The organism is Arthrobacter sp. Sr24 (assembly GCF_054511175.1).
Window position 1 is genome coordinate 1 of the sequence record NZ_JBTNDB010000050.1, and the last position, 4,780, is coordinate 4,780.

General features: G+C 55.7%; 4 protein-coding genes. 1 reads left to right on the plus strand and 3 read right to left on the minus strand.

Annotated elements, in window-relative coordinates; genetic code table 11:
- Positions 1 to 175 precede the first annotated feature (175 nt).
- Complete coding sequence (locus ACX80D_RS17625; protein ID WP_459324160.1) at positions 176 to 886, plus strand: glycosyltransferase family protein; 711 nt, start codon at positions 176 to 178, stop codon at positions 884 to 886.
- A gap of 306 nt (positions 887 to 1,192) precedes the next feature.
- Here ACX80D_RS17625 and ACX80D_RS17630 read toward each other — a convergent pair whose 3' ends face one another.
- The 3 genes from ACX80D_RS17630 to ACX80D_RS17640 form a co-directional block, all read right to left on the minus strand.
- A complete protein-coding gene (locus ACX80D_RS17630; RefSeq protein ID WP_459324161.1) occupies positions 1,193 to 2,587 on the minus strand; it encodes an IS1380 family transposase in 1,395 nt (464 codons plus the stop codon).
- Between the two features lie 283 nt (positions 2,588 to 2,870).
- Positions 2,871 to 3,866, minus strand: a complete 996-nt coding sequence (locus ACX80D_RS17635; RefSeq protein WP_459324163.1) for an ISL3 family transposase — start codon at positions 3,864 to 3,866, stop codon at positions 2,871 to 2,873.
- Between the two features lie 6 nt (positions 3,867 to 3,872).
- Positions 3,873 to 4,780, minus strand: a 908-nt coding sequence (locus tag ACX80D_RS17640; protein ID WP_459324162.1) for a putative transposase, incomplete at its 5' end; no start/stop codon positions are given.

A 4,780-nucleotide genomic window follows, 5' to 3' on the forward strand; every position in this document is an offset into this window, starting at 1 on the left:
GCAAGGAGAAACTAACCTTGCCAAAGCCACCCGTGGTGCCCGCAACTACCCGGATCGCGCCCTCAAACTAGCCGGCATCACTACCAGCTAAACGACTTTGCAGCCGCCCTGGTCCGGATAGGCAGGAGGCCTTCCTTATGAATGCTCTTAGATGTTACAATGATTATGTGAGGTTATGACTATGATTGTTTTTCCTATGGTGGGTAAAAGTTCACGATTTTTTGATGCGGGTTATGATGTTCCAAAGTTCATGTTGGAGACCCCAAATGGCAATGTTTTTAGACGCGCAGTTTTGTCCTTTATTGATTATTTTGAACATGAGCGGTTTGTATTTATCACGAGGACAGATTTTGATACTCCGGTGTGGGTTCATGAGGAACTTGTGTCTATGGGCGTTAAAAACTTCTCAATTGTTCCCTTAGAAGGTGATACGCTCGGGCAAGCTGATACGGTCAGGCAGGGAATTTTGGATATCCCGGATTTGGGAGAGCCTTTAATAATTTTCAATATTGATACTTTTAGGCACGATTTCACTTTTCCTGACGCGCCTCTGCTGGATGGGAACTGGCTGGAGGTATTCGAAGGTGAAGGTACTCATTGGTCATTTGTTGAACCTGGTCCCAATTATTCCGTCATTCGCACTACGGAGAAGGAGCGAATTTCCGATTTATGTTCGAATGGTCTTTACGCCTTTGCTAGTCAGAGTGAATTCGTTGAGCTGGTCAATAGCGCAATCAGCTCGAATGAATTTATTAAGGGTGAAATATATGTGGCACCTTTATATAATAAATTGATTCAATCCCATATTCCCGTTCATTATCGTGAGGTTTCCTTGGACTTTATTACTTTTTGTGGAACGCCAGATGAATATCGCGCTATTTTATAGGAACAGTCTTCTTGATGAGGCAGCCTGTTTGTCATCTTCTCCGGTTGATGGTCAACCTGGCGGGTGTGTGTGCTCGGTGTGAGTAGTTGTGGGCGTCGGGTGTGGCACTAGCCTCGAACTTTCATGAGGCGCGGTTTCTGGTGGATCAGGGCTGACCGTTTGCCTGAATGGTCTTAAGTTTGGCATTTGGGTGTGACATTGTGGCCGCTGACTTGCGGGGCGGTGGTCGGTGACGGTTCCACACCGGTCACGGTGGTGCTGGTTCTTGCTTTTCTGGGTGAGTGCGGACGGTCGGGTGACTGCCGGTTATGGCGGGCTGAGCGCCGCGATCCGTTTCACTCCAGTGAGTAGCAGTTTGACCTCTGGTGCTGTGGAGGCCAGATGCAGGGTTGTTTGGCGGGCGTGTTTGGCTAGTTTCCCGCCGATTTCAAAGATCCGGGCGCGGAGCTTTTTCGGTTCCCACCGACGGGCTTTGGATTCTTTGAAGCCGATCATTTGGGTCCAGGCCATGAGCTCGTTGGCCATCATGACCACATGGCACCAAAGCTCGTTGGCAGCGAAAGGTTTGAAGGGCAGGTTCGCGAAGCCAGTGTCCTTGGCGTTACGGATCCGGTCTTCACAGCGGGCCCGCAGCCGGTGGCGGACCTCCAGATCAGCGAGTTGGCCATGTTCCTGGTTCGTTGCGATGGCCGTGTACCGGTGCCCGTCGATGTCGGTGATCCGCAGTTGGGCGCCCACGTGCGGGATCTCCTTGCGCACAATGACCCGCATCCCCGCCGGCCAAGACTTCAAATCGAGCATCCCAGTGATGTCGGCAACCCAGGCGCCGTCTCGTTCGGTACCGTCACTGTCATAGGCCCGGGACCAGCCTTTCTTCGGGATGAGTGGCAGTACCCTGGCGACGGTGTCACTGATCGTGAATCCGACGGAGTAAGAGAAGTTGCGGTGTTTGGCGGTGAGCCAGTCTAGGAACCCGTGCGTGCCACCGGCAGAATCGGTGCGGATCATGATCTTCCGTCCGGACCGCCACCCGGCCGGCAACTGCTTGATGGAATCTTTCACGACCTGGATGTGGTCAGCAACGGTGTTGGAGCCGGCGTTGCCGGGCCGCAATAAGGTAGCCAAGGGCTCACCAGTGCCGAGAACGCCGTGGTCAACGAAGGAACACAGTGGGTGAAAGCCGAAGCCCTTCTTCCACGTGGGCCGGGCGTCATCTTTTTCCGAATGGGAGTTCACCAAACTGGAGTCGAGGTCGATGACCAGAGGGTTCTTCCTGCTGGCACCGTGCAGGGGCGAGTCTTCACCGGCCTGCTCCCACACATGCGCCCTGGATGCGGCCCGGGCCTTGTTGATCACCACCAACGCCTTGGCCGGTTGCGCGGTGGCTAGGACCTTGAAGAGCCGGCTGATCGTGGGGTCCGAGGCGATCCGTCCGTAGACTTCAGGCTGATTGCGGAGCCGGTCAATATCGGAAACGAAGTTCCCACCCGTGGCCAGTGATAACGCTAGGTCAGTGAGGATTTTGCCCGGGTTATGGGTAGCGAACGGCTTGCGCCACGGCTCTAATACTTCTGCCAATCCGGTGGTCAGGCCGGAAACCTTCAGCATTTCAGTCAGGATGATCCCGCCGCCCTGGGACACGACCCCGTCACCGGTGGCATCAACTCGAACAGAGGGGTAAAAACCGGTAGTGTTGTTCACCTGCAAGGTGCTCCTGAAACTGTGTAGAAAATGTTGTGTGGTAACTACATTTTCCCACGTCAGAGGCACCTTTCAGGCTTTAATGACACCGCGAAGACATACCGCCATGAAATCTCGAGGCTAGCTCGGTTGATTTCTGCTCGCATACTCGGGACCGAGTCCTGCGGTCCCGGCAATCTGTTGCTTTTGAATCATGCCTTGATCCTGCGGTGTATTTGAGGATCATGTTTGTTCAGACGAGGTTTTCGGGGCTCTCCGCGGTTAGTGGTGAATTGAATTGTTGTCACGGATGATTCACCGCTGTTCGCGCGGTACGCCTGAGCATAATCCTTGTTGCGTAGTTGCTGCTATTGACGAAGCCGCGGCCGGTCCTTTTGATGTGTTTGATGCTGGTGTTGTTGGTTTCAACTTTTCCTGTGGTGGCGCCGGTAAGGATGAGAACTCCGATCTCTTTCCACCACCGGCAAATGGGCCGCCACAGCCACGTCGTCTCGGGCTGGTTGGATTCCTTCCCGAGCCGTTCAAGGTCATCTGTGGCGGCTCTTGGTGGTTCGTGGTGAAATCTGGTTGAGTATTCGACGGTTTGGGGACCACCTATTATGGCGGCTGGAGGCCACTGATATTGCCCTCGGGGACCAGTATCTCCCCGCGTGGAGACCAACATCGGCCTCCGATAAGTTCGATTTGATTCTGGTCGGTGCCGGTCCGCTGGTACTGCCCATCTGCATGACCCATCTGCGTTGGCCGCCCGTAGGCGCGGGCGCCGACGCAGACGCTTCCCGGCAGGGCCCCAAACAGGCTGGCGGACCTCTGTCACAGCCTGGTTCGCCAGAGAGACCAAGTGGAAATGATCAACGGACACCGCGGTTCTAGGAAGCCACATCCGCAATGCTTTCCTGAATGCGGCAGAGGGATCAATGGCGACTACATGCACACCCAGACGCCATTCCAACGGTCGTTGAATCAGCCACGCCCCAACGCCCGCATGGTCGCGGCCGTCAACAACGCCAAGGACTTGCCCGGTATCAAGGTCCACGATGGTTGTCATCCAGGTGTATAGACGAGGCTTTCGGTAGCACCTGTGGGTCGATCCGGTAGCGCTTGCGGGCAGATCGGGTAGCGGTTTTGGTCGCGCCGGTTCGGTATTGCTTTCGTCCGCAATATTGGAGCCTTGGATGTGAGGGGAATCGTCTGTACGGGCTGATTGCGGATACATCGTGCCCTTGCTGGCGCTAGGGTGCTCATATTGGCCGGTTGCGGCCCTCAGGACTCCTGACATCACGATTTAATTGATGAGAGTCGGGGTCTTGGTTTTGATGGTGTATTTGAGGATCAGGTTGGTTCCGGGGTAGCGGGTCTCGGTGCTGGTGAGGTGCTCGCATAGCTGGGCGGCGGCCGCGGTTTTGGCTTTGGTCGGTAGCGGGTCCAGGCTGATGGTTAGGTAGCCGGGGGTGGTGGTGTTGATGTCGCCGCTCTGGTTGAACATCTGGCGCATGAAGGCGTGTGCTTCTTGGTTCGCGCGCCGGTAGCCGGTGTTAGTGCGGATCTCGCGGGCGATCGTCATCGCGGTGTTGTAGGCGGCCATACGGATACCGGTATGAATCATCTTCACCTCGGTATCGAGGACTTGCTGGCCGGGATTCAGGTCACCGAGGCGGATCTTCGCCGGAATGCTTTGATGTACTTTCTCAGCAGCAACCAAAGCGGTTTCTGCTTCCCATACTGGTGCCATGACGTGGTTGTGCATGGCACTGGTCACTGTGACTTCATCGGTGCCTTCGGTCGGGGTTTTCAACGTCAGTAGGTTCAGATCAGCCACGGCTGCTGCTTCTGCGTGATGGCGCCGGGCGGCAACAACTTTTTGGTAAGCGCGGGCCTTTGCCGGTTCTGGAACCATCCGATCCTCGTTGTCATCGGTGGAGCTGTAGGAGTCATGGGAGTCCAGGGCGAAGTGCATGCGGGCGTAGCGGAATTGATTTTCCTGGCGCCATCTATTCCCCATTCGATATACGGCTTCACCGGCGGGAATCTCATGATCGGTGGTGAGGATGTGGATTTGCCGGGTGCCACCACCGGTGGTGGCCACGATCCGGCTAATCTGGCGGATACTGAAGACTTCCCCCGTCTTCTTCGTGGCGTTCAAGCCCAGGTCAACGACCGTGTCAGCGACCGACCATGTCTTCTCTTCCCCGT

What these genes read in the sequence shown, in the direction of transcription:
- ACX80D_RS17625 (WP_459324160.1), top strand. Translation starts at nt 176, where the DNA reads ATGACTATGATTGTTTTTCCTATGGTGGGTAAAAGTTCACGATTTTTT.
- ACX80D_RS17635 (WP_459324163.1), bottom strand. Translation starts at nt 3,866, where the DNA reads ATGTCAGGAGTCCTGAGGGCCGCAACCGGCCAATATGAGCACCCTAGC.